This window comes from Bowmanella denitrificans (assembly GCF_039522935.1).
In the GTDB taxonomy this organism is placed as follows: Bacteria; Pseudomonadota; Gammaproteobacteria; order Enterobacterales; family Alteromonadaceae; genus Bowmanella; species Bowmanella denitrificans.
In genome coordinates, this window is record NZ_BAAAEI010000031.1 from 68,819 (window position 1) to 88,363 (window position 19,545).

The window sequence follows — 19,545 nt, forward strand, 5'->3', positions numbered from 1 at the left end:
ACCTGATATAAAACACTAAGTTGTTGTGAACAATACCGAATTGCGAGGGGCGTTGTCCCTGGCCACCGTTTATGTACTGCGAATGCTGGGCCTGTTTATGGTGATGCCGGTATTGGCTGTGCTGGCCCTGTCTTACCCTGATTACTCTCCGTTGTTGGTCGGCCTGGCGATTGGTGGGTATGGGCTGACGCAGGCCATGTTACAAATTCCAATGGGCTTGCTTTCCGATCGCCTTGGTCGAAAACCCGTTATTATTCTGGGGTTAGTGCTGTTTGCACTGGGCAGTCTGGTCGCTGCTCAGGCAGATACGCTGCTGTGGGTTGTTATCGGGCGTATTATGCAGGGCGCCGGTGCGGTGGCCGGTGCGGTTATGGCGCTGGCCGGCGATATCAGCCGAGAGAACCAGCGTCCCAAAGTCATGGCCATTATCGGTATTGCCATCGGATTCTCTTTTTATCTGGCCTTGTTGCTGGGTCCATTATTGGCGGAAAAACAGGGGCTTGCCGGCATCTTTGGCTTTACTGCTGTGGCGGCTCTGCTCTGTATACCGTTGGTATTGTTTGTGGTGCCCGGGGCACAGAATATTTCACCCAGTGGTGACACGCTTCCCAAGCTGGCTGATGTGGGCAGGTTACTGGCAGACAAGGCCCTGCTGCGGCTGAATATCAGCGTCGCCCTATTGCATATGCTGATGACGCTGATGTTTGTTAGCTTACCTAAGCGTCTGGTTAGTGAAAACTGGCCACTGGCCGAGCACTGGATGCTATATTTGCCTGTACTGTTGTTATCGGTATTTGCCATGGCACTGCTGATGCGCATGAGTCGGCAAGGCCGGCAAAAATCGATGATTTATCTCAGCATTATATTGCTGGCTTCAAGTATGCTGGCGATGGCCTGGCAACAAGCACCATTGGCTGCTCTGTTGGTGTTTTGCTGGTTGTTTTTCACTGGCTTTAACTACCTGGAAGCGAACCTACCTGCTATGGTGTCGAACCTGGCGCCAGCAGGCAAAAAGGGATCTGCCATGGGAGCCTATGCCAGCTTCCAGTTTTTCGGAGCCTTCGCCGGCGGCCTGGTTTCAGGCCTGTTGAATCAGTTCAGTGCTGGTCAGTTCAGCTATTTGTTTGCTGCACTTATGTGCCTGTTGTGGCTGGGGCTGATCAGAGATTTAGGGAGTGGTAGTATCCACCTTAAGCGTTATGCGCTGAGTTTGGATCCACGAATTCAGCCTATTCAGGACAGCCTGAAGCAGGTTTCGCAAATGGCAGGGATACGGGATATCACCTTGGTTGAAGACGAAAGCGTTTTGTACCTTAAGGTGGATAGTCGCGAGTTCAACCTGCAAAAGGCCAGGCAACAACTGGGTCTGGTAAGTTAACGTAAATTTATGACGCTGCAGCCGTATTTGGGTTCAGCGGACAAGAGGAGCAATTATGGCAAGCAAAGGCGTCAATAAAGTCATTCTGGTTGGTAACCTGGGGCAGGATCCTGAAGTGCGTTATATGCCTAACGGAAACGCCGTGGCCAATTTGAATCTGGCGACATCGGAAAGCTGGAAAGATCAAAGTGGTCAAATTCAGGAGCGCACGGAATGGCATCGGGTGACCATGTACCGCCGCCTGGCGGAAGTGGCTGGTGAATATTTGCGTAAAGGCAGCCAGATTTATATTGAAGGTAAGCTGCAGACCCGCAAATGGCAGGACCAAAGTGGCCAGGACAGATATACCACAGAGATTATTGCCGACCAGATGCAAATGCTGGGCGGTCGCGCCGGTGGTCAGGAAGGGGGCCAGTATCAGGCCCGCCCCAATCAGGCGCAGCCTCAGCAAGGTGGCACTCCGAGTCAGGGCTTCGCTCAGCCACAACAAAACCAGTATCAGGGTGGTCAGTATCAGGGCAATCAATATCAGCAGAATGCCAGCCAGGGCCGTGGGCAGCAAAATACGCCTCAGCAGCCAGGCAATATGCCTGAACCTGATTTCGATTTTGATGACGATATCCCATTCTAACGTTTACTAAAGGCCTCAACTGAGGCCTTTTTTATGTTCAGGATGAACGGGACGAAAAACTGCTCCTGCGTTTTCGTCACTTCCACCATCCCTGGTGGTCGTATGCCGCGGGTTCGGGGATGAACAGGACGAAAAACTATAAGCTACGTCCCTGTAGCTTACCTGAAAAGCAGGCCAGCTAAAGCTGTTCTATAGCGTTCCGTACGCTATAGTGCTCCTCGGCTCGGTCTCCTGATTCGCTCTACCTCCTCCATCCTTGGAGTCGTGCGTTTTCGTCACTTCCGCCCTCCCTGGTGGTCGGCAGATGACAGCTCCTGCGTAATCTGCACTTCCACCCTCCCTGGTGGTCGGCAGATGACAGCTCCTGCGTAATCTGCACTTCCACCCTCCCTGGTGGTCGTTTACGGTGGGGCAAGGAATAGCAGGAACGGCGATGCTGGCTTGCCAAGGTCAGGGTAAGGCTGGGATAAAATATGTCTAAACTGTAAGGATGGCAAAGGCAGTAAACCTATTTGGCACGAAATTCTATCTATTGGTTAGTGCTGGTCTGACCCTGTTTTGAGCACGACCAGAAAAACTGGTTAAATAGGTAAATGTCTGATGTAATTAGTGGAAATAATTATAATGACTGCAAAGTGATGATGCGTCTTGGTTGGGGGGATGTCTTAAAAAGCAGGTTCCGAAAACCTGCAAACTATTATTCGGTTGGTCTGGAATTTGGCCAGCGTAGTCTCCTCTTGTCTCTTCTTGCCCTCAAGGATGGTCAGCCATATTGGGTCGCGCAACATAAAATCGATATTCATGACTGGCAATCCGGCCTGACGGATTGGGTTAACGATAACCGGGCGCAAAATACGCCCTGTCATCTGGTTTTTTCTACTAACAGATATCAGCTTTTACAAGTGGAACGGCCAGCCGTGCCAGACAGCGAACTGGTCCAGGCGCTGCGTTGGTCAGTAAAAGAGTTACTGGCTACTGAAGAAGATATGTTGGTGGACTATTTTGATATGCCTGCCCAGGCCACGGGAATGAACAAAATTAATCTGGTGGCTGTGCCTCGCATATTAGTGGAAGAGGTGGTTGAGGGAGTACATAGTGCTGGATTAACACTCAACAGTATTGGCATAGAAGAACTTAGTCAGTGTGACCTGCTTGAAGCCTGCGCAGAAGCTCAAATCACCTTATTGCAGGAACCCGGTGAAGAAATTTCCCTGAGTATTATCAAAGACGAAAAACTTTATTTTACCCGTCGATTACGCGGATATGAGCAACTGAGCAGCTACGGCCTGGAACAAATTCATCAGGGCGTGGCAGACAGTCTGAGCCTGGAAATCCAGCGCTCAATGGACTATTTCGACAGCCAGTTGCGTCAGGCGCCGGTTAAACGTCTGCTGGTTTGTATTGATACTCCCTTTCTTGACGAATTGTCGCAACTGTTACAGCAAGCGACCTTGCTGGAAACCCAGGTCATCGAACCCAGACTGACCAAAGAGGACGGCCTGATATTTTCCTCTGAGAGTGTGACCAGTTTAGGAGCGGCCATGCGACAAATGCATGAGGGGCAGTGATGAAATTTCGGGTCAATCTTTATCCACAAGAACTGCGACCAAGATATGAATTGATCACCCTGTCTTTTGTGTTTTGTATCTGGATATTAGCTATCGGCCTGGTTGGTGGCATTTGGTGGTATGCAAGTGACCAGTTGACGCAGTGGCAAAGTTTGGATAGCAGTCAGGAGCAACGCCTGCAAGCTGAACGGACAAACTTGCGTAACCAGGCACAACTTATGCACCAAGAGCCAAGCGAAACTCTCGCACAACGTGTGGTGGAATTGCAAAAGCAAGTCGCATTGCGACAGCAAATTCTGTCGTTGTTACAGAAGCAGCATCAGCCCAACGGTGGATATGCCACGCTGATGCTGGACCTGGCAAAGTATCACCACGAGAAGGTATGGCTAAACAGAATCAGGGTGGTGGACGATCAACTGCTCCTGCAGGGAGGAACAACAGAAGGGAGCGCCGTACCAGACTGGCTGGCGCAGTTGGCACAATCGCCAAACTTTCATGGCCAGGAGTTTGCCACAATCCAACTGAACCGGGATGAGCAGGACAATTTGCAGTTTATGCTCAGTTCCGAACTGGCCAACAAGGAACAGCATGAAGCGTTTTCAGAAAATCAGTGAAAGCTTCGCTGCCCGCACCTTAAGGGAGCGTGTCGGCACGCTGCTGGCCGGGCTGTTGCTGATTGGTTACGGCGGTTGGATGATGCTGGTTGCGCCTTTGTTCGCCAGCATACAACAGCTTGAAACTCGCCATACTCACCGAATAATGGAAATTGACACCGTGCAGGCGCAGATTAGCGAACTCAAGGCGGCCAGTTCCGACCCGGATGCACCACTGAACAATCGTATTGCCGCTTTGTTGCAGCAGCAGGATGTGCTGAATCAAAGGTTTTTGGCGCAGAGCAGTGAACTTATTCCGGCATCCAGAATGAAAGAGGTGCTGCAACAATTACTAGCTCAGCACAATGAGCTGAAATTAGTGGCGCTTTATTCCCTGCCACCACGTAGCATGCTGGATGCCGAGATGAGCACGGAAGATATCAGTTTATATCAGCAGAGTTTGGTGCTGGTCGTGGAGGGGCGTTATTTTGCCATTCAGGCCTATCTGCAGCATATCCAGTCGTTGCCCTGGCGTTTTTATTGGCAGGAGTTTGATTACAAGGTAACCGAATACCCACTCGCGCAATTGCATATACAGCTTTATACCTTAAGTACGGGTAAGGCCTTCGTGGGAGTATGAGGATGCAAAGACTGTTTTGTTGCTGTGTAGCGTTGATTGCCATTGGTGCACAGGCACTGCCTGATCCTACCAAGCCGCCAGACATACAAGTCCAGAGCGCTTCCGGGCCGTCAGGGGGGGAAGCGGCCATCCAAGTCAGCGCCATATTCCTGGGTAATGACAGTGCGTACGCTATCGTAAATCAACGAATTTTACATGTTGGCGATGAGTTTAACGGCATGCTAGTCACGGCCATTGACCGTCGGGGCATCAGCTTTCAGCAGCAAGGTATTGAAAAGCGGGTGACATTTAAACATGCCGCAATCATTAAGGATAAGTTTGATGGGTTCTAGATTCTGTTTGCTATTGGTTGCTCTACATCTGGTGGCCTGTCAAAGCAATGATGCGGGAAAAACCACAGCGGCTAAGCTGGAGCAGGCAGTGACAGAGCAAAGTGGCCAGCAACCCGCCAGCCGTACACCACTGCAAGAAGTGCCCGCGGCTGTGGCGGCCGCACTGGCAAGCGGGGCTGGCAACAGCAACCCGGAACCCTCACTGTTTGGCGATGACAGGTTCGATATCAAGGCTGAGCAGGTCGATGCCGCGACATTTTTTTCCGGCTTGGTGCAAGACACACCCTTTAGCGTCGCGATTCATCCGCAAGTACAGGGCAAGGTCACTCTGGATTTGAAACAGGTCACTTTGATGGAAGCCATGGATTTGACAGAGGAACTTTATGGTTTTGACATTCAGCGCAGCGGCAGTGTTTTTCGGATATACCCCTCAGGGATGCGCACCGAAACGTTTTCGGTGAATTACCTGCTGATGAGCCGGGATGGCAGTACCCAATCCAGTATTATGTCTGGTGGTGTGTCTCAGTTCGACAGTAACAATAATCAAGCCAATAACGGCGGTTCGAATAACTTTGGCGGTAACAGCCAGACGGGTGGTAATCAGTATGGCAATAACAGCAACCTGAATAACAATATCAATGGCACCAATATCCTTACCCGCACCCAGACGGATTTCTGGAAAGATCTTAAGGAAGCCTTGCGTGCTTTAGTGGGTTCCGACAATGGTCGTAGCGTGATTGTTTCCCCCCAGGCAGGTTTGGTGACAGTGCGGGCGATGCCTGATGAGCTGCGCAGTATCCGTGACTATCTTGAACGCTCGCAACAAACCGTACAGCGTCAGGTTATTCTGGAAGCCAGGATTATCGAAGTGTCGCTCAATGATGAGTATCAACAAGGCGTAAACTGGAATCAGGTGCTGGCACATGTGGGCAGTACGGATTTTCGTTTTTCCACCTCCGGTTTTAATCTGGGCAACAATATCAGTAGCAGCCTGGGCGGCGCTGCCAGTCTGGCCTTTGTTAATCAGGACTTTAACGGCGTCATCAACCTGCTGTCCACTCAGGGTAATGTGCAGGTGCTGTCCAGCCCCAGAGTAACAGCCATCAATAATCAGAAAGCCGTAATAAAAGTGGGGGATGACGAGTACTTTGTCACCGATGTGTCCAGTCAGAGTACCATCAGTTCCTCCACCACAGCGGTTACGCCCAATATTGAACTGACCCCATTTTTCTCCGGCATTGCCCTGGATGTGACGCCGCAGATCGATCAGGAAGGCAGCGTATTGTTACATGTGCATCCGTCGGTGATTGAAACCCAGGAACAGGAGAAAGTGGTCACATTGAATGAAGAGCGTTTTGTACTGCCTCTGGCGCAAAGCAACATTCGTGAATCAGACACTATTATTCATGCCCGCTCCGGTGAAATTGTGGTGATAGGCGGTTTGATGCAAACCATCATTAGTGAGAGTCATTCCAAAACGCCGGTACTGGGTAGTATTCCGCTACTGGGCGAATTGTTTAAAAACCGCCGCGAAATAGAGCAGAAGAAGGAGCTGATCATCCTGCTCAGACCCACAGTGGTGGGACCGGATACCTGGCGTAGGCAATTGATGCAAAGCCGTGACCAGGTACAAGACTGGATTAGCACAAACTGACTATGTATTTGTATCATTTCGGACTCAGAGAATTGCCCTTTACGCTGACCCCCAATACCAGCTACTACTTTGGCTTGCCGAGTCATAAACAGGCCATAGAGGTGCTTACCCTGGCACTGAAAACCGGCGAGGGCTTTATCAAAGTGACGGGTGAAGTAGGAACCGGCAAAACCCTGTTGTGTCGCAAATTGCTGAATGAGTTACCCGACCATTTTGTGTCTGCCTATATTCCCAATCCCTGTTTATCACCTGCTGAGTTAAGAGCCGCAGTAGCCCGTGAATTGGACGTGGCTTTTGACGGACCGGTAGACCAGCAGGAATTTACGCTACGTATAGAGCAGCGTTTGATCGAGATTCATCGCCAGGGTCAGGCAGTGGTATTGATTATTGATGAAGCGCAGGCATTACCGGTGGAAAGTATTGAGGTACTAAGGCTGTTCAGCAACCTTGAAACCGAATCCCATAAATTGCTGCAGGTGGTGCTGTTTGGTCAGCCAGAACTCGACCAGAAATTGGATTTACCTGAACTTCGTCAATTAAAACAGCGTATTGGATTCAGCTATCGTCTTGATGTTATGGACCTTGAACAACTGGTGCAATATGTGCATCACCGCTTGCAGGTAGCGGGTTATCGGGGTTCAGACGTTTTTAGCCGGGCATGTTGCAAGATGCTTTTCCGGGCGTCACAAGGCACCCCCAGACTGGTCAACGTGCTCTGCCATAAAGCGCTAATGCTGGCCTTTGGTGAGGGCAAACAGCAGGTTGAGCCTGGCCATATGCAGCTCGCTATCATTGATACAGAGGCGGCTGTCAGGCGTGATGGGCACATATGGCGGATCTGGTCATTGGTGTTGCTTTGCTCGGTTTTGTCAGTCGCAGCGGGTTACTGGCTGTGGGTAAGATATTTATGAGTGTCGTCAATAAAATGCTGCAGGACCTGGAAAAGCGTCAGGTAGCTGGAAATGACTATCGTGGTGAGTATCAGCCACCCGCCAGGCGTCGCTCACTATGGTGGTTATTTGGGGTGTTGCCCCTGGGTTTGTTACTGCTGCTCAGTGTCTGGCTGGCACCCCATTGGTTAGACTTTTCAACTGCACCCACGCCATACCAGGGTTCTGAACAGCCACAGCCACAGCCACAGTCGCAGCCAACTGCTAACACTGAGGCACAAAGTTTAGCGGCGTCCATCCCCGGGGAAGACAAACCAGAAGCCCCAATACAACCAGCCCCGCAACAATCAGCGCCGAATAGCGATGCCACTGAAAATGCGGTTGTGCCAGAACCAGACGTAGCAACATCAAACGTGGCCGAACCCATAGAGCAAAAGCGCGAATCCACACCCAAGGGACAACTGAGTATTTCTGCCAGAACGCCAGAGAGAGACAGGGGTTGGGCTGAATTAAAGGCCAGGGCAAAAATCGCGTTGGATGAAAAGCGCAATGCCGATGCCGAAAGGCTTCTGATGCAAATGCTGGAGATGCGACCCGACGCGCATGGCGTTCGTCAGCATTTGGCGGAACTACTGTTTGCTCAGGGTAAATCGGCCCTTGCCAGAAAGTTATTGGAAGATGGCTTACAACAGGATGCTGACGATTACCGAACACGCCTGATGCTGGCCCGCTTACTGATAGTAGAAAAGCTGCCTGAACAGGCTTTGACTGTACTGATGGCTAAGCAACCTGCATTGGTGTCTGGCGCCGACTACTATGCTTTGCGAGGCCAAATTGCCCAGCAGCAGGGTATGATTAATCAAGCCGTTGCGGACTATCAAAGACTCACTCAATTTCAGCCTGACAAGCCTGAGTGGCGGTTGGGCCTGGCTGTCAGCCTGGACCAAATGGGGCAATTCGCTGAGGCAAGGGCACATTATCTGTGGCTGAGCCGGGACAGTCGCTTATCAGCGCCGTTACTCGCCTTTGTTGAACAACGTCTCAGGGCGCTGGGGGAGGAATAGCATGCAGCCAAAACTGAAAATGCGTCTTGGCGATCTATTGGTTCATGAAGGTGTTATCAGCGAAGAGCAATTGCAACAGGCATTGAACGCTCAGCGGCAGTCAGGTCGCAAGTTGGGTCATACCCTGACAGACCTGGGGCTGGTCTCTGAAGAGCAACTACTGAGTTTTTTGTCTCAGCAACTGAACGTGCCCTTTATTGATATCAGCAGTCGTCCATTACAACCTGAGGTGGTGAAACTATTGCCAGAGGTACAGGCCAGGCGCTACCGTGCGCTGGTGCTGGAAAACCACCAGGATCATATGCTGGTGGCGATGAGCGATCCGGCTGACCTGGCAGCGCTGGATACCCTGGCCGGGATCTTGAAAAAGCCTATTCAGGTTGCTGTGGTCCGCGAGTCACAATTGTTGTCGGCCTTTGACCGACATTATCGACGTACCGAAGACATTGCATCTTTCGCTCAGGAACTGGCCAGTGAAAACCGCGAGGCGGAAGAATTCGACTTTGCCGATCTTGGCACTGAAGACGAAGACACCGCGGTCGCCCGCTTGCTTAAATCGATTTTCGAAGATGCGGTACAGATGCAGGCGTCAGATATTCATATCGAACCTGACGATAACATGCTGCGTATTCGTCAGCGGGTGGATGGCGTGTTGCAGGAAAACCTGATCAAAGAACGCAATATTGCTTCAGCACTGGTATTACGCCTTAAATTAATGTCCGGTCTGGATATCTCTGAAAAGCGTTTACCTCAGGATGGCCGTACTCATATAAAGGTCAAAGGACATCAGATTGATGTGCGTCTTTCCACTATGCCAGTGCAGCATGGTGAATCTGTGGTAATGCGCTTGTTGGATCAATCGGCAGGTCTGCTCAGCCTGGAAGAAACCGGTATGCCCGCAGAGCTGCTCAAGCGTTTTCGCCAGTTACTAAAACGCCCCCATGGTATGGTGCTGGTCACCGGGCCCACAGGGTCAGGAAAAACCACCACATTGTATGGTGCATTGAGTGAGCTGAATCAGCCAGGCGTTAAGATCATCACAGTAGAAGATCCGGTGGAATACCGACTGCCCCGAATCAACCAGGTGCAAATCAACCACAAAATTGGTTTGTCGTTCTCCAATGTTTTACGCACCACCTTACGTCAGGACCCGGATATCATCATGGTGGGGGAAATGCGTGACCATGAAACAGCCGAAATCGGCCTGCGTGGCGCCCTGACCGGCCACCTGGTGCTGTCAACCCTGCATACCAATGATGCCATCAGCAGTGCGGTACGTTTGCTGGATATGGGCGCACCGGGGTATTTGGTGGCCAGTTCACTGCGGGCGATTGTGGCGCAGCGACTGGTCAGGCGGGTATGTCAGCGTTGTGCGCAGCCTTATCAACCAGACAGAGATGAGTTGTTCTGGCTAGGCAGTCTGGCCGATGATATTGCCACCATCCGGTTTCAGCAGGGGGTCGGTTGCGATGAGTGTCACCAGACCGGTTATCGTGGGCGGGTCGGGGTATTTGAATTACTGGAAATGACGGAAAGTATGATGAATGCCCTGAAAAACGCTGACACCAATAAATTCAGTGCGGCCGCCAGAGCCAGTGCGGGCTATCAACCATTGTCCAAAATGGCATTGCACTACGCCCGACAAGGCTTAACCACAGTGGAAGAAGTGTTGAAACTGGTAGAGATGGTGGCTGAGGAACTACCAGCGCCTGCAACTGCGAATGTGGGCCAGTAACATGCCGCTATTTCAATATCAGGCCAGAACCCGCAGTGGTACTTTGCAAAGTGGTACGTTGGAAGCTCAGGATCAGGCCAGTGCTGCGCAAGCCTTGCTGAACCGCGAACTGGTGCCTATTGCGATCCAGCAAAAAGCACAAAGCACACAAAGTCAAAGTCTTCGGGCGTTATTCATTCCCAGAGTAAGCCTGGATGAACTGGTGATCTTTGCCAGGCAAATGTATTCGCTGACCAAGTCAGGCATTCCTATTTTACGCGCAATTGGCGGTTTGGCTGAAAGCACCGCATCCAGGCGTATGCAGGCAACATTGTCAGATGTGGTTGAACAACTTGAGCGGGGCCGCTCTTTGTCCAATGCGCTGCACAGGCATAAAGCGGTGTTCAGCAGCTTGTTTGTGGCAGTGGTGCATGTTGGTGAGAATACCGGGCGACTGGACGAAGCCTTTCGTTTACTGGCCCTGTATCTGGAGCGGGAGCAGGAAACACGCAAGCAGATAAAGGCGGCTACCCGTTACCCGATGTTCGTGCTGATTGCCATCGTTGTGGCCTTAGTGGTGATGAATATCTGGGTTATTCCTACCTTTGCCGGGATGTTCGCTAAGTTAGGCGCTGATTTGCCGGTGACGACCAGAATATTGATAACTATGTCTGACATCTTTGTTCATCACTGGCCCTGGATGCTGCTGGCCATTGCTGCTGGCTGGGCATTGCTGCACCGTTACCTGCGTACCGATGCGGGGCAACTGCGCTGGGACAAATATAAGCTGAGGATCTATGCGGTAGGCAGTATCCTGCAGCGTTCGCTGCTGTCCCGTTTTGCCCGCAGCTTTGCCATGATGGCCCGGGCAGGCGTGCCTGTTACCCATGCGCTTAGTCTGGTGGCCGAAGCCGTGGATAACAAACATATGGCCAGACAGATACTGGATATGCGCAGGAATATTGAAAAAGGTGAGAGTCTGTCCAGAGTCTGTGCCAGCAGTAAAATGTTTACGCCACTGGTGCTGCAGATGATTAATGTGGGCGAAGAAACCGGGCGGGTGGATGAGCTGCTGACGGATGTGGCGGAGTTTTATGAGCGCGAAGTGGAATTCGATTTAAAAAGCCTGACCGCCAAGATTGAACCTGTTTTGATTGCCATTGTGGCCATCATGGTACTGGTGCTGGCTTTGGGTATCTTCACACCTATGTGGGATATGGCCCGGGCCTACCGGGGGGGATGAAATGAGCGACCAATCCGTCAGTGACAACAACCTGCAACGCCTGATGATACAGATAATCATAGTGGTGGCCTTTGCCCTGCTAATGGTGTTTTTTATCTGGTATCTGAATGACAGCGAAGACGATATCAAAAAGGTCAGTCTGGAAATGCTGGCCGATGAAATGGCTGAAGCGGTTGTCAGCGCCCGCTGGCAGTGGGAAGCAGAAGGCCGCCCCGCGCGGATTTTGCAAATCCGCTACAACAGCCAGGGCAAAGAGGTAGACCGGCGCCCTATTGCTATGAGCCATATTGGCTGGCCAAGAGTAGAGCCTAACAGCGAAGGATGTGCCGCTCTGTGGCAATCGGTGTTGAATGTGCCTCTTGAGGTAGAGAGCTTTAAGGTTTATCCGGAATATTTTGACGGCGTGGCTATTAGTGGCAAGGCGCTGGACAGTACCTGCCGCTTCAGACTGTCCACCGGGCCTTTCTTTGAATATCGCATTTACACCGGTCAGGTGATTAAACAACAGTAACAGGCTGCGCAAGCAATGTGACAAGGGGATGGATAATGACTAAAAACCATAGATGCAATCAGGGCTTTACCCTGATTGAATTGGTTATCGTAGTAGTGGTGCTGGGCCTGCTTGCTGCGGTGGCATTGCCGCGGATGCTGGAAGTAACCGAAGATGCAGAAAGTGCCACGGTTGAAGGTGTGGCAGGCGGCTTTGCAACCGGGGTTGGCTTGATTCGCGCCCAATGGGAATTGGAAGGGCGTCCGGCGCAAAACGGCGGTGCTAACAGTACCTATGTCACCGTTGGAGGCATTCAAATTGGTATTGATAAGGATACCGGGTATCCCACTGGGGAACTGGCCAATGACGGCAGCTCAGAAGACACCGCACTAACCAATCTGGACTGTGTCAGTGTGTTTAATTTGATTATGCAAAGCGCGCCTACCATCACCCCTGACTGGAACCAAAGACCATTTGCCAACCACAGATACTATACTCAGGCTGGGAATGGCGCGGGTTCGGGCGGCAATGACGTATGTTATTACTATCTTACCCTGTCGGTGAAAAACCGCAGCAGCGCACCCACAGACAATAATGTCGGTGACGGTTTTGTCTATGACCCGCGCATTGGCCAGGTAGTCGTTTTCAGTAACCAGTAAAAAATGAGTAATAGCAAGGATTTACAGTTGCTTTCAGGGCAGAACGCAGCAGAATAATAATCAGGGAATTTAGCGGTTTGACTTAACGGGGTAAAAAGTATGAAACAACGTGGTTTTACATTAATTGAGTTGATTATTGTTATAGTGATTTTGGGTATTCTGGCGGTAACGGCCGCACCTAAATTTATTGATATTCAGTCTGATGCCAGTAGAGCGACCTTGCAAGGGTTGCAATCATCGATAAAGGGGGCAATTAGCACAACTCATGCAAAATCGCTGGTAGAAGGTGAGCAAAACCAGAGTACCAGTAGTATTGCAGTGCCTGGTGGTACTGTTGCCATGGCATATGGTTACCCTACTGCCGCTGCGGCCGGTATCGTTGCTGCAATGGATATCCAGGCGGGAGCTGCAGGCAGTGTCGCCAATGCTGAGTGGGGATACTTTGTCGGTACGGGCACAGTAACCTTTGCGCCATATAACAAAATTACCTGGTCTGCGACTCCAGCGGCGACAGATATAACTAATACCAACTGCTATCTCACTTATACCGCAGCAACGGGCGCTGGTACACCACTTGTAGTGACGCCAGCCAATAGTGTGATTAGCAATTCAACAGGTTGCTAAGCTTAAACAGCTGCAGGTTACCAAGCATATGGCTTCTGATAGGTTAACCTTAAGTGGCATAACACTGTGAAGACCGCCGGATTTACCCTGTTAGAACTGATTATAGTGATCATTATTCTTGGGGTACTGGCGGTGTCGGCCTATAGCCGCTTTGCCGGTAAAGATGGCGTAGTGGAATATACCTATCAGGCCCGGCTGATATCCTCGTTGCGCGCTATGCAAATGCGTGCCATGCAGGATACCCGTGATGGTTACTGTTTTCAGGTGAACCTTAGTGCCGCCGCGTTTGGTCCGCCGGATTTTACCCATACTGCCCCGGGCAATCCCAATCTGGCCTACAAACTAGCTGGTAGCGCGGCAGAAATTGCCAGAACCTGTTCTACTGCCATCGGCAGCCTGACTCCTGATTACTTGCGTACCAATGGTAATGAAATGGCTGAGGAAGGGCTGAACCTGGATGGTATTGCTTCCATAAACCATATTGGTTTTGACAGTCTGGGACGGCCGGTAAATAACAGCAACCCTGCTAACCCGGTGGCGCAGTGCACCTCAGGCTGTCGAATTGATATAAAAGGGGTGACCAGTGCGGGGGTGTGTATTGAACCCCAGGGGTTTATCCATGCCTGTCCCTGAACGTGGTTTTACCCTGATTGAGCTGATTATCGGCATTACCGCCTTTGCCGTGGCGCTGACTTTGATCAGCAGTTTGATTTTGCCCCAGGCTAGCCGCAGTGTGGAACCCATTTATCAGGCCAGAGCGGCAGAGCTGGCCCAGTCATTGCTAAATGAAATCAGTGGCCGGGCGTTTGATCACCATTCCGACAGAACAGGCGGTTTGCTGCGCTGTGGGGAGGATGCTGACTTTCCAGCAGATGGTTTGCAGGCCGATGAGCTCTGCACTGCGCCAGCCAATCTGGGCTGTGAAGAAGGTGGCACAAACCGTGAAGCCTTTAACGATGTGGATGACTATATCTGTCTGAGCGGGTTAAACGCAGCGCAAATTCTCAACCCAACGGGCGCCGCTAATCCGATGCTGGCCAAGGATATTCAGCTGTATCAGGGCTTTGAGGTGCAGATCGCGGTGTTCTATGACGCAAACAAGGATGGCAGCAATGATAACGCTATAGGTGACTTTAAACTTATTAATCTGTCGGTTACTACCCCGGCAGGAGAACAGATTGCGTTTTCCACTTATAAAGGCAACTACTGAGATGTCAGGGGGCAGCAAAGGTTTTACCCTGATGGAACTGATAGTGGTGATCACCATCTTAGGCGTGGTGTCACTGACGGTGTTTAGTTTTATTGGTCTGGGCACACGTATTTACGTGGATGCCACCGAGCGCGACCAACTGTTAAGTGAAGCACGCTTTGTGGTGGAAAGACTAAACAGAGAATTACGCAACGCCGTGCCTGGCAGTATCCGTACCCGCCAGGCCAATACCAATAGCAGCCACTGCATTGAGTTTGTACCAATTAAGTGGAGTGGCTTTTATACCGATATTCCTGTTGCCCCGGAAGCGCCTGTCAGCACTTTTCAAGCCGTGGAATTGGCCGCCACCATGGACAGCTATGTTTTTAGCTCGGGCGACAGGGCGATAGTTTATCCATTGACCAGCCGGGATGTGTATAACAGTACCGATGTGCCCCGTGAGCAATACCCTATCAGTTCGGTGTCAGGGCCGGATGCTGATGGTCTTATGAGTATTCAACTGAACGGCGCTGTGCAGTTTGCCAATGATTCACCAGCGTCGCGTTTCTATATTGGTGGCCAGCCAGTGGCCTATTGCTTTTGGCGCGAAGGTGGTGTGTCAGATACCTGGCTCTATCGGTACCAGGGGTATGGGTATATTTCCTCGCCCACCAATAGTGCATCGGTGATTGCACTGATCCGAGCCGGCCAGTCATCATTAATGGCGAAAGGCGTGCATCCTTATTCAACCCTGGCCGCAAATGACGAGCTACCATTTAAGGTGCAGGCGGCTACCCTAACCAGAAATGCCTTGGTGCAGATTAGGCTAAGATTTGAACTGAATGAGGAAATTGTCACTTACCACTATGAAGTGCAGGTACCCAATGTTCCCTGAGCACAGAAAGCAGAGAGGTAGTATGCTGATGATTACCTTATTTGTGCTGGTAGTGATGGCGCTACTGGGCTTTGCCTTAACCCGGATATTATCGGCATCCAGCGATACCATAGTGACCGAGGTGTACGGCGTGCGCGCTTTACAAGCGGCCAAAAGTGGTCTGGAAAGTCAGCTGGTGGCGGTGTTTCCATTGGGTGTGGCTGGCAGTGATCCTAATGGCTGTGCGTCGGATACCGGATATCAGCCGATACAGGCCGCAGGCCTGGTAAATTGTTCGGTACGAAGCCTTTGCCAGACACAGGAGTATCCCATAGCTGGGGTAAGGTACTACCGTTTTAGCGCCGAAGGGGCGTGCGAGGCCGGTGATGCTGTGGTTAGTCGCAGGCTATCCATAGATGCCAGGGTATCGCTATGATTAGACTGATTGCTGTTTCAGCCTATCTGTTCCTATGCTCAACGGCCTGGGCTGCAACATATAATCTCGCCTCAGGTTCGCTGCCTGGTGGCTGTGCCAGAAACACCAGCACCAACACGGTAACATGCGGCAATTTAACCCTTTCCAGCAACGATTCAATAACCATAAGTAGTGGTAGCTGGCTGTTAAATATTACCGGCAGCGCCAGTTTAGGCGGGGCGGCCATTAACAATGGTGGCAGCGCGTCGCAATTAACTGTCAGAGTGGCAAGCAGCTTAACCACAGGAACGGGGTTTACCGCCAAAGCAAACTTTGAAGTGGCGGGCTCTACGACCATTGGTTCGTCCAACCAGATCGTCGGTAATCTCAGTGTTACCACCTTAACCGTGGGGAGTAGCTCGACAATCACGGGTAATGTTCAGGCAACCGGTGCTGTCACCAATCATGGCTCAGTGATCGGTTATATCAGTGCCAAGGGCTGCATGAGTAACAATGGCTCTATAAGCGGGGATGCCAATTCCCCTTGCTTACAAAACAATGGCACCATTGGCGGAACCCAGTGCAGCATCAACGACAATGTGGGGCCTTGTGGCCCGGTGTTAACCTGCTTTAACGACGACTTTAACAGTGCCTCGGCTTTCCCACAGAACTGGACCTTGTCTACCAGTTCTGGTTCATTTGTACCCACCATTGCTAGCGGCAGAGTCAGGCTGACGGAAGCGGCGCAGGATCAGGCCACCCGAATTACCATGAATCGGCGTTTCCCCGCCGCCAATAACAGAGTGGAAATTGAATTCGATTACTACTCATACGCAGGTAACAGTGCTGATGGCATTGCGGTAGTTTTTTCTGATGCCACGGTAACACCTCAGTCTGGCGGGTTTGGGGGCTCATTGGGTTATGCTCAGCGCACTGATCATGGTAAACCTGGATTTGCCGGAGGCTGGCTGGGAATTGGTATGGACGAATACGGGAACTTCGCCCGGGCCGTAGAAGGGCGTGTTGGTGGCTATACCGGTTCATTGCAACCAGACAGACTGGTCATCAGGGGATCAGCCAGCAGTCAGTACCGGTATATCACCCGTTCCGGCACCCTGAGTCCGGGTCTGGATAAAACGGGTACCAGTGCCGGACCTGGTCACAGATACAAAATTATTATCGACTCTACCTCTGTAGGTCAGTCCTTGGTCAGTGTGCTGCGCAATACTGGCAGCGGCTTTGTGGAAATTATCAGCCCTTTGGATATTCTGAGTTTTGGCTTCCAACAGAACGTACCTGAAAAGCTGCTACTCAGTTTCACTGGTAGTACAGGTGACGTCTACAACCGCCATGAATTGGACAATCTGCAGGTTTGCGCAGCCTTGTCTGAGCCAATTGTTCTGGCCCCTGATCATTATCGCATTGAAAAACCACCCAAAGGCTATTTTTGTGGCGACGCCAGTATCAAGGTGAAGGCGTGCGACGATGCAGCTTGCAATACCCTGTACAGTAACCCGGCCGGTCTGACACTAACCACCAATAAAGGCAGTTGGGACAACAGTAATCTCAATATTAATGGTGAGATAACCGCAAAGCTCAGGGTTGACCAAAGCCTGGCGGATGGTAGTGGCGTTGCTCTGGTCACCATGGGGGGAATAAACCCCAGTCCTTCCGCGCCGGTTTATTGTTATAGCAATGGGCTGCAGACCGATTGCAAGCTGTCGTTTGAAGCCATGGCGCTGGCATTTAGTCAGGGTAGTAAAAATCGTCCGTTTACTGCTATTAGCAGCAAAAACGCCCAGACCGCATTCACTCAGGATATTTATGTGGGATTGGCCGCACCAGAAAGTTGTGAAGCAGACCTAAGTGGCCAGAGTTTGTTATTAAGTATGGATTGCGCTGATCCTGCCGTCTGTCATGCCTTGCAGTTCAGATTCAATGGCAATGCGGTGAGTGAAGGCAACTATATCAATACCCAGCTAACTTTTGATAGTCAGGGTTTTGCCCGCATTCCGGCAAATTCGCTACGTTATGATGATGCCGGTACGATTAATTTGTTGGCGAAAAATTCCGATCAGGATGCAGAAGGCGTCAGCAACAACTTTGTCGTTAAGCCAACAGATTTGCTGCTTAGTGTCGCTATGGACAATCCTCATGTGGCTGGAAAAGATTTCAATATCAGGGTAGAGGCCGTGGGGGCAGCCGGGCAGATCACTCCAAACTACAACGTCAGCGACGGCATTAACACCAATAGCAGTGATTTGCAGGTTACGCTGGAAAAACTCTTGCCTGCCAGCATAGGAAGCCAGGGACGTTTATCCCTGGGTAGTATTCAGAGTCAAAACCCTGGTTCTGCCAGCTTTCAGGCCATCAGCAGCGAAGATTCCCTTAGTTTTAGTCAGGGCGTTGGCCAGGCCATTGTTAACTACAGTGAAGTGGGGCAGATCAGGCTGACTGTGCGTGATAGAGACTATCAGGGCGCGGGAAGCATTGTGTCCAATAGTCAGACACTGACAAACTTTATTCCCGCCTATTTCAGTTTACCTGTTGCAGGAGATGTGCAACCGGGTTGTGGCGAATTTACCTATATGGGACAAGAGTTTGCTATTAGTGGGCAGGTTGAGGCCAGAAATCTGCAGGGAGTTCGCACGGCAAACTATTTTGGTTCACTGGCCAGCGGATTATTGTATGCCAGGTTAAGCAATGGCAGCACTGAGGTGAATCGATTGCAAAATACCGGGCCTTTTGCCCTGAACTGGAATAATGGCCTGGCAAACTTTTCACAATCGCTGGTGTTTAGTCGTGCCACTGCAGCAGACGGCCCTTTTGCAAACATGCTAGTGGGTGTATTGGTGCAGGATGATGACGGCGTGCAGATGCAAATCCCCAGCACCGGCTTTGTTAGTGCGGTGGCATTGGAAAACCGGGCTGAATTTGAATTTCGTTATGGCAGGGCCAGGCTGATTAATGCATATGGTCCGGAAACCGAAAACCTTCCTGTTCCCCTGGAAATACAATATTACAACAACGGTGTCTGGCAACTGAACCAACAGGACAGTTGCACCCGCTATCAGGCCAGTAAGTTGGTTGCAGGTACCATGACCACCAGAGTCAATGGCATCACTAGTGGCGATGAAACAGTTGATAAAGGCAAGCCAGTGATGCCGCAAATGAGTTTTGTGCTGGATGCCCCGGGTGTCGTGCCCGGCACCAATCCCACGAGTTTAGAATGGCAAGTCGATGACTGGCTCAAATTCAACTGGACGGGGGCTGGCCCCAGCAATCCAACTGCCATTGCCACCTTTGGCACTTACCGTGGAAACGACAGGCTTATCTTCCAGCGTGAAGTTTTTTAGGTGCAACAACCAGCAAGATTTGAACAAAAGTGCTACTCGCCACATAAACGGCGGGCGGATAAAAACGCCAAATCGCTGGCTTTAAGGGGTTTTTGCTAAATAACACCGCAAAAACGGAATTTTTCTCACTTTTTTATACCTAATGCCTGACCTGTCAACTTGTGCAGGGGCGGGGGCATTGGTAAAGTTAACCAGTTTGTCGTAAATGCTAAATTAAGCCCCATTTTCGTT

At 51.0% G+C, this 19,545-nt stretch carries 19 protein-coding genes; all 19 read left to right on the top strand.

The window, feature by feature from the left end; genetic code table 11:
* Positions 1 to 25 precede the first annotated feature (25 nt).
* The 19 genes from ABD028_RS21560 to ABD028_RS21650 all read left to right on the top strand — a co-directional run bounded on the left by ABD028_RS21560 (position 26) and on the right by ABD028_RS21650 (position 19,314).
* Positions 26 to 1,378, top strand: a complete 1,353-nt coding sequence (locus ABD028_RS21560; RefSeq protein WP_343847431.1) for an MFS transporter — start codon at positions 26 to 28, stop codon at positions 1,376 to 1,378.
* Positions 1,379 to 1,433: 55 nt separating this feature from the next.
* Positions 1,434 to 2,009 carry a single-stranded DNA-binding protein gene (locus tag ABD028_RS21565; RefSeq protein ID WP_102794499.1) on the top strand — a complete coding sequence of 192 codons (576 nt, stop codon included), beginning with the start codon at positions 1,434 to 1,436 and terminating at the stop codon, positions 2,007 to 2,009.
* 737 nt (positions 2,010 to 2,746) lie between these two features.
* On the top strand, positions 2,747 to 3,577 hold the full coding sequence (gene pilM, locus ABD028_RS21570; protein ID WP_343847432.1) for a type IV pilus biogenesis protein PilM: 831 nt from the start codon (positions 2,747 to 2,749) through the stop codon (positions 3,575 to 3,577).
* Entirely contained in the window at positions 3,577 to 4,191 is a 615-nt protein-coding gene (locus ABD028_RS21575; protein ID WP_343847433.1) for a PilN domain-containing protein, read from the top strand. The genes pilM and ABD028_RS21575 overlap by 1 nt, the downstream gene beginning before the upstream one ends.
* A complete protein-coding gene (gene gspM / locus ABD028_RS21580; RefSeq protein ID WP_343847434.1) occupies positions 4,166 to 4,810 on the top strand; it encodes a type II secretion system protein GspM in 645 nt (214 codons plus the stop codon). Before ABD028_RS21575 ends, gspM begins: the two co-directional genes overlap by 26 nt.
* A 2-nt stretch (positions 4,811 to 4,812) precedes the next feature.
* Positions 4,813 to 5,142, top strand: coding sequence for a hypothetical protein (locus ABD028_RS21585; protein WP_343847435.1), 330 nt, complete (start codon positions 4,813 to 4,815; stop codon positions 5,140 to 5,142).
* Complete coding sequence (mshL, locus tag ABD028_RS21590; RefSeq protein ID WP_343847436.1) at positions 5,132 to 6,796, top strand: pilus (MSHA type) biogenesis protein MshL; 1,665 nt, start codon at positions 5,132 to 5,134, stop codon at positions 6,794 to 6,796. The genes ABD028_RS21585 and mshL overlap by 11 nt, the downstream gene beginning before the upstream one ends.
* Before the next feature lie 2 nt (positions 6,797 to 6,798).
* The gene (locus ABD028_RS21595) at positions 6,799 to 7,707 is read left to right on the top strand and encodes an ExeA family protein (protein WP_343847437.1); all 909 of its coding nucleotides are present in this window, start codon (positions 6,799 to 6,801) and stop codon (positions 7,705 to 7,707) included.
* Positions 7,626 to 8,750 (top strand): tetratricopeptide repeat protein, encoded by a 1,125-nt coding sequence (locus ABD028_RS21600; protein WP_343847438.1) that lies wholly within the window; start codon positions 7,626 to 7,628, stop codon positions 8,748 to 8,750. The genes ABD028_RS21595 and ABD028_RS21600 overlap by 82 nt, the downstream gene beginning before the upstream one ends.
* Before the next feature lies 1 nt (position 8,751).
* Positions 8,752 to 10,485, top strand: a complete 1,734-nt coding sequence (locus ABD028_RS21605; protein WP_343847439.1) for a GspE/PulE family protein — start codon at positions 8,752 to 8,754, stop codon at positions 10,483 to 10,485.
* Between the two features lies 1 nt (position 10,486).
* The gene (locus ABD028_RS21610; RefSeq protein WP_343847440.1) at positions 10,487 to 11,707 is read left to right on the top strand and encodes a type II secretion system F family protein; all 1,221 of its coding nucleotides are present in this window, start codon (positions 10,487 to 10,489) and stop codon (positions 11,705 to 11,707) included.
* Position 11,708: 1 nt separating this feature from the next.
* Complete coding sequence (locus tag ABD028_RS21615) at positions 11,709 to 12,218, top strand: hypothetical protein (RefSeq protein WP_102794490.1); 510 nt, start codon at positions 11,709 to 11,711, stop codon at positions 12,216 to 12,218.
* A 35-nt stretch (positions 12,219 to 12,253) separates the two neighbouring features.
* Complete coding sequence (locus ABD028_RS21620) at positions 12,254 to 12,856, top strand: prepilin-type N-terminal cleavage/methylation domain-containing protein (RefSeq protein ID WP_343847441.1); 603 nt, start codon at positions 12,254 to 12,256, stop codon at positions 12,854 to 12,856.
* 99 nt (positions 12,857 to 12,955) lie between these two features.
* Positions 12,956 to 13,480: a prepilin-type N-terminal cleavage/methylation domain-containing protein gene (locus ABD028_RS21625; protein ID WP_343847442.1), complete on the top strand. Its 525-nt coding sequence runs from the start codon at positions 12,956 to 12,958 to the stop codon at positions 13,478 to 13,480.
* Between the two features lie 66 nt (positions 13,481 to 13,546).
* Positions 13,547 to 14,113, top strand: a complete 567-nt coding sequence (locus tag ABD028_RS21630; protein ID WP_343847443.1) for a prepilin-type N-terminal cleavage/methylation domain-containing protein — start codon at positions 13,547 to 13,549, stop codon at positions 14,111 to 14,113.
* Positions 14,100 to 14,690 carry a type IV pilus modification PilV family protein gene (locus ABD028_RS21635; protein WP_343847444.1) on the top strand — a complete coding sequence of 197 codons (591 nt, stop codon included), beginning with the start codon at positions 14,100 to 14,102 and terminating at the stop codon, positions 14,688 to 14,690. Before ABD028_RS21630 ends, ABD028_RS21635 begins: the two co-directional genes overlap by 14 nt.
* Positions 14,659 to 15,564 carry a PilW family protein gene (locus ABD028_RS21640; RefSeq protein WP_343847445.1) on the top strand — a complete coding sequence of 302 codons (906 nt, stop codon included), beginning with the start codon at positions 14,659 to 14,661 and terminating at the stop codon, positions 15,562 to 15,564. The genes ABD028_RS21635 and ABD028_RS21640 overlap by 32 nt, the downstream gene beginning before the upstream one ends.
* 22 nt (positions 15,565 to 15,586) lie before the next feature.
* The gene (locus ABD028_RS21645; protein WP_343847446.1) at positions 15,587 to 15,979 is read left to right on the top strand and encodes a type II secretory pathway protein; all 393 of its coding nucleotides are present in this window, start codon (positions 15,587 to 15,589) and stop codon (positions 15,977 to 15,979) included.
* On the top strand, positions 15,976 to 19,314 hold the full coding sequence (locus ABD028_RS21650; protein ID WP_343847447.1) for a DUF6701 domain-containing protein: 3,339 nt from the start codon (positions 15,976 to 15,978) through the stop codon (positions 19,312 to 19,314). Before ABD028_RS21645 ends, ABD028_RS21650 begins: the two co-directional genes overlap by 4 nt.
* Positions 19,315 to 19,545: the final 231 nt, after the last annotated feature.

Coding starts and splice junctions, on each gene's coding strand:
- ABD028_RS21565 (WP_102794499.1), top strand. CDS start 1,434: ATGGCAAGCAAAGGCGTCAATAAAGTCATTCTGGTTGGTAACCTGGGG.
- ABD028_RS21575 (WP_343847433.1), top strand. CDS start 3,577: ATGAAATTTCGGGTCAATCTTTATCCACAAGAACTGCGACCAAGATAT.
- gspM (WP_343847434.1), top strand. CDS start 4,166: ATGAAGCGTTTTCAGAAAATCAGTGAAAGCTTCGCTGCCCGCACCTTA.
- ABD028_RS21585 (WP_343847435.1), top strand. CDS start 4,813: ATGCAAAGACTGTTTTGTTGCTGTGTAGCGTTGATTGCCATTGGTGCA.
- mshL (WP_343847436.1), top strand. CDS start 5,132: ATGGGTTCTAGATTCTGTTTGCTATTGGTTGCTCTACATCTGGTGGCC.
- ABD028_RS21595 (WP_343847437.1), top strand. CDS start 6,799: ATGTATTTGTATCATTTCGGACTCAGAGAATTGCCCTTTACGCTGACC.
- ABD028_RS21600 (WP_343847438.1), top strand. CDS start 7,626: ATGGCGGATCTGGTCATTGGTGTTGCTTTGCTCGGTTTTGTCAGTCGC.
- ABD028_RS21605 (WP_343847439.1), top strand. CDS start 8,752: ATGCAGCCAAAACTGAAAATGCGTCTTGGCGATCTATTGGTTCATGAA.
- ABD028_RS21610 (WP_343847440.1), top strand. CDS start 10,487: ATGCCGCTATTTCAATATCAGGCCAGAACCCGCAGTGGTACTTTGCAA.
- ABD028_RS21615 (WP_102794490.1), top strand. CDS start 11,709: ATGAGCGACCAATCCGTCAGTGACAACAACCTGCAACGCCTGATGATA.
- ABD028_RS21620 (WP_343847441.1), top strand. CDS start 12,254: ATGACTAAAAACCATAGATGCAATCAGGGCTTTACCCTGATTGAATTG.
- ABD028_RS21625 (WP_343847442.1), top strand. CDS start 12,956: ATGAAACAACGTGGTTTTACATTAATTGAGTTGATTATTGTTATAGTG.
- ABD028_RS21635 (WP_343847444.1), top strand. CDS start 14,100: ATGCCTGTCCCTGAACGTGGTTTTACCCTGATTGAGCTGATTATCGGC.
- ABD028_RS21645 (WP_343847446.1), top strand. CDS start 15,587: ATGCTGATGATTACCTTATTTGTGCTGGTAGTGATGGCGCTACTGGGC.
- ABD028_RS21650 (WP_343847447.1), top strand. CDS start 15,976: ATGATTAGACTGATTGCTGTTTCAGCCTATCTGTTCCTATGCTCAACG.